General features: G+C 62.6%; 4 protein-coding genes. 1 reads left to right on the top strand and 3 read right to left on the bottom strand.

Going from position 1 to position 4,622, the window contains the following annotated elements; translation table 11 throughout:
* The first annotated feature begins 28 nt into the window (after positions 1-28).
* Complete coding sequence (locus tag Q2M23_RS43150) at positions 29-940, top strand: hypothetical protein (protein ID WP_316399451.1); 912 nt, start codon at positions 29-31, stop codon at positions 938-940.
* Positions 941-1,026: 86 nt separating this feature from the next.
* On the opposite strand, the gene Q2M23_RS43145 is transcribed toward Q2M23_RS43150, so the two are convergent.
* From Q2M23_RS43145 to Q2M23_RS43135, 3 genes are all read right to left on the bottom strand, one after another.
* A complete protein-coding gene (locus Q2M23_RS43145; protein WP_316399450.1) occupies positions 1,027-1,806 on the bottom strand; it encodes an enoyl-CoA hydratase/isomerase family protein in 780 nt (259 codons plus the stop codon).
* A 79-nt stretch (positions 1,807-1,885) separates the two neighbouring features.
* Positions 1,886-3,985, bottom strand: a complete 2,100-nt coding sequence (locus tag Q2M23_RS43140) for a molybdopterin oxidoreductase family protein (protein WP_316399449.1) — start codon at positions 3,983-3,985, stop codon at positions 1,886-1,888.
* A 125-nt stretch (positions 3,986-4,110) separates the two neighbouring features.
* Positions 4,111-4,622: ABC transporter substrate-binding protein (locus tag Q2M23_RS43135; RefSeq protein ID WP_410469844.1), on the bottom strand; the 512-nt coding region annotated here is incomplete at its 5' end.

The following is a 4,622-nucleotide window of genomic DNA, read 5'->3' as shown; positions in this document are numbered from 1 at the left end:
TAGCCATGTCGTTCTGTGAGCCAAGGAGTTGAGTGTTATAGTTGTCTTCCTAAGACCGCTTGGCCTCCGACTTGCGGTTTATGCAAATCTGCTCGTCGTTCAATACAAGGACGCGGATGGAAACATCGTCAAGCGCGAACGTCGGCGTTTCGCAAACGCTGCCATGACCGCATGCAGGCGCGCCTGGTTCGTTGGTCAGCGCGCCCAGGAAACGAAAGTGCCAGCCATCAACCCATTCTCGCGGATGGGCTTAAAATCGCGCGCCCCTGGTCAGGCCGTGCGAGAGACGCCTACCGCGACCTGGGAAGAGCTTGTCGCCTTCAGGCAAGCCGCCAAGAGACTGGGGTACCACTCGATCGCAACTGCTGCATTGCTGACCTGGGAGTGGCTGCAGCGCGAGGAACATATATTCGGAGTCTTCGAAATCGAGCACTATCGACCGAAAGAACGCCCCAACAGCGTGAGGATTATGCACCCAAAGAATGGCGAAGAAGCCTGGTGGCCTTTGGTCGATGAGAACAGTGTGCTGCTCTTCCCCGAGCTGATGGCGGAGCTTGATGCTCTCAAAGACTCAGTCGCTTCAGGACTGGCGTTTCGCCGTGATCATGCCCATCGCAGGTCGCCTACTCCTCTGCCGTGGATCACCGAGCGCAAGGATCTGCGCTACCTTCGGCATGTTGTTAAAAAGATAATCATAGCAGCGGGACTTCGGAACGAGCTCTCATTTACGTCCTTTCGCCACGGCGGCTTCACCGAAGGCGCAGACAGCGATCTTACCGACGCTGAACTGCGTGCCGCCGGCCGACATCGCTCGAGACTACAACTACCCACCTACGCCAAACGCACGCGGAAGCAATTGATCGTGGCCGCCAAGAAGCGCCGCGAGGAGCGAGCCAGGACGACCCTCTTGTCAGAAGGCGTGCTCGCTCCTCATTCTTAAATCGTTTCGAGCAATCGACACGCTTGATTCTCAAAACTCAAGTCGGCGTGCGATTCCGAAAAGGAAAACCCTCGATTGGGTTTCCGCTAACGCCCGGTCCATGTCGGCTTGCGCTTCTCGCCGAAAGCCTTGAGGCCTTCCTTGGCGTCCTCGGTCATCGCGAGCAGCGCGATCTGGCTTTCGGTGTAGGCGATGCTTTCATCGAATGACATCGAGGCGATCGCCCGCATCGCGTATTTGCCGCGACGGATCGCCGTCGGCGACTTGTCGACGATGCGCCCGATCAGCCAATCGACCTTGGCATCGAGCTCGGCTGCCGGCACAACGTAGTTGAGAAGACCCGCAGCCTTGGCCGTCGCGGCGTCGAACGGCTCGCCGGTCAGCGCCCATTCGTTGACGAGGCGGGCGGGCGCGATCGACTGCAGCAGGCTCAGCACCTGCATCGGGAACACGCCGACCTTCACCTCAGGCAGACCGAAGATCACGCCATCGCCGGCGACCGCCATGTCGGTCATGCACAACAGTCCCATGCCGCCGGCCATGCAGACGCCGCCGACCCGCGCGATCGCGGGCTTGGTCGCATTCTGCGACAGCCGCAGCAGATCGGCGTAGTCGACATTGGGGCGCGAGAAATCCATCGAGAACGCCGCGCCGCTGTTCTGCAGATCGGCACCGGCGCAGAACGCCTTGTCGCCCGCGCCCGTCAGCACGATGACGCGCACGTCCTTGTCGTCATGCGCCTCGCGATAGCCCTTTGCGATGCCGGCGATCACACTGGCATTGAGCGCGTTGCGCTTGTCCGGGCGGTTGATGGTGATCCAGAACGCCTGCCCGCGCTTTTCGAGAAGAACGCTGTTGTCGGTCATGTTTCCTGCCTGTTTTCTTACCCGTGTGCCGGTGTCAGCCGACATTTGCGGCAGGATCGGCGCCGACTGCAAGCAGGATTTATGCGGCCACCGATACCTTCCGGATCCAGACCTTGTTGTCGTGGAACGCGGCGCCGCCGAGCGGTGCGACGGCCTCCGCCCCGGTCAGCATGTTGATGCCGCGCCCGCCGATATGGGACTTGTTCGGATGGATCGACTCGGCGATCAGCACGCCGCGGCGAACGCCGTCGAACAGTTTTGCGGTCAATGTGGTCTCGCCGCGCATGTTGCCGAGCGTCACCGCGTCGCCATCGGCGATCAAGAGCGTCGCCGCATCGTCGGGATGAATCATCACGGTCGGCGCGCCCTCGCGGGCTTGCGACGACGGCGTTTCGTTGAAGCTGGTGTTCAGGAAGCTGCGCGAGGGTGACGTCGCGAGCCGGAACGGGTGCTGTGCGTCCGCCTCCTCGATGATGGTCCAGTGGTCGGGCAGCGAGGGCATCTTGTCCCACGCCCCCATCAGCCCGCCGGTGCCGACGGGCACCTTGCCCCAATCGACCTTGAAATGGAACTTCTTGTCGGCATGGGCAAAGCCGTCAAGATAATGCGAGGTGCGGAAATCGGGCTGCAGGTCGCGCCAGATATCGGCCTCCAGCGCCTCGATCGTGCCGTGGCCGCTCTTCTTCAACGTCGCATCGATCAGCTGGCGCGGCGTCATGTCGAAGCCGGGATGCACGGCGTTGAGCCTGCGGCCGAGCCCCTGCATCACCTCGTGATTGGAACGGCACTCGCCGGGCGGATCGATCAGCTTCGGGCCGACCGAGATGTGCTGATGACCGCCGCCGTAATAGAGGTCGTCGTGCTCCATGAACATCGTCGCCGGCAGCACGATATCGGCCATCTGCGCAGTCTCGGTCATGAACTGCTCGTGCACCGCGACGAACAGATCCTCGCGGGCAAAGCCCTGGCGCACCAGCGCCTGCTCGGGCGCGACCGTCATTGGATTGGTGTTCTGGATCAGCATTGCCTTGACCGGCCCGCCGCCCCGCAGCGCTTCGGGATCGCCGGTCAGGATGCGGCCGATCTTGGACTGATCGAGCACGCGTGTCGTGGGATCGATCGCGTCGTGGCCTTCGATGATCGACTCGTCGAAACGCCAGATTGCGGCATTGTTGAAGAACGCGCCGCCGCCCTCATATTGCCAGGCGCCGGTGACCGCGGGGATGCACGAGGCAGCGTGCATCTGGGCGGCACCGTTGCGGCTGCGGGTGAAGCCGTAGCCAAGACGGAAGAACGAGCGCTTGGTCTGTCCGACCAGCCGCGCGAACGCCTCGATCTCCTCGACTGGCACGCCCGAGATCACTGAGGCCCATTCCGGCTTGCGGGTCTTCAGATGCGCTTCCAGCTCGTCGGGGCAATCGGTATAGCGCGCGAGATATTCGCGATCGGCAAATCCCTCGCGGAACAGCACGTGCATCACGCCGCAGGCAAACGCGCCATCGGTGCCCGGCCGCAGCAGGATCTTGATGTCGGCCTGCTTCATGGTCTCGTTGTTGTAGACGTCGACCGCCGCGATCTTCGCGCCGCGCTCCTTCCGCGCGCGCGATGCATGCGTCATTACATTGACCTGGGTGTTCACCGGATTGGTGCCCCAGATCACGACGAGGTCGGCGACGCCCATCTCGCGGGGATCGACACCGGCGATCTTGCCGGTCCCGGCCGCAAAGCCGATACGCGCGATGGTTGCGCAGATCGTGCCGTAGAAGCGCGAATACTTCTTCACATGCGACAGCCGGTTGAGGCCGTCGCGCATCACGAGCCCCATGGTGCCGGCGTAGTAATAGGGCCAGACCGACTCGGCGCCGAATTCCCGCTCGGCCGCATCGAACCGCGCCGCGATCTCGTCCAGCGCCTCGTCCCAGGAGATCCGCGCGAACTGGCCGGAGCCCTTCGGCCCGGTCCGGCGCAGCGGGACCATCAGCCGCTCGGCATGATGAATCCGCTCGGCATACCGCGCGACCTTGGCGCAGACCACGCCGGCGGTGTAGGTCTGCTGTTTGGAGCCCCTGACGCGGCCGATCGAGCGTCCCTCGATCACCTCGACGTCGAGCGCACATGCCGACGGGCAGTCGTGCGGACAGGTGGAATGGCGGATATCGACCTTGGCATGCTGGTTCATGGCCAAATTGGTAACATCAAATATCCCCCGCGCCGAGGGGCATTATTGACCCAGCCAGCGCGAAATCTGCTCACGTGCCATGCGGCAGGCGCCGGGACGGGCAGCTATTGGCCTGAGCCGTCGCATCAGACGCGGAAGATGCGGGTGTAGTGCGATTTGATCGATTCCCCTTCCCGCTCCACCGCCACCGGATCGTCCTTCATCGTCTTGATGTCCTTTAGCGGCCTGCGTCCAGCCTTCTCCTTGGCCTGTGCATGGACGGATCTGAGGCCGCCGATCTCGACATTGAGCTGCTGGCCCTCACGCCCGAGCGCGAAGGACTGGAACAGCCTCGCGGCATTCGGATGCGGAGCGTCCTTGAAGATCCCGTTCGGGCCGACAATGATCGGCGACCCCTCGGTGGCATAGACCGGCTCGACCGGGCGGCCGGCCTCCTTCATCTGAAAGATGTTGTATTCGTTGCCGTCGGCCATCACAGCACGCTCGCCGAGATCGAGCTTCTTGGGTGGATCCGTCGAGGATTGCACCTGCATGATGTTCTGCTTGGCGAGTTGCTCGAAAAAGTCGGATCGTAGCCATGTCGTTCTGTGAGCCAAGGAGTTGAGTGTTATAGTTGTCTTCCTAAGACCGCTTGGCC

It is taken from the genome of Bradyrhizobium sp. 33ap4 (genome assembly GCF_032654765.1).
Classification (GTDB): Bacteria; Pseudomonadota; Alphaproteobacteria; order Rhizobiales; family Xanthobacteraceae; genus Bradyrhizobium; species Bradyrhizobium australafricanum.
Note: the sequence above shows the minus strand (reverse complement) of the source record. Positions and strands in the feature narration are given on the sequence as shown.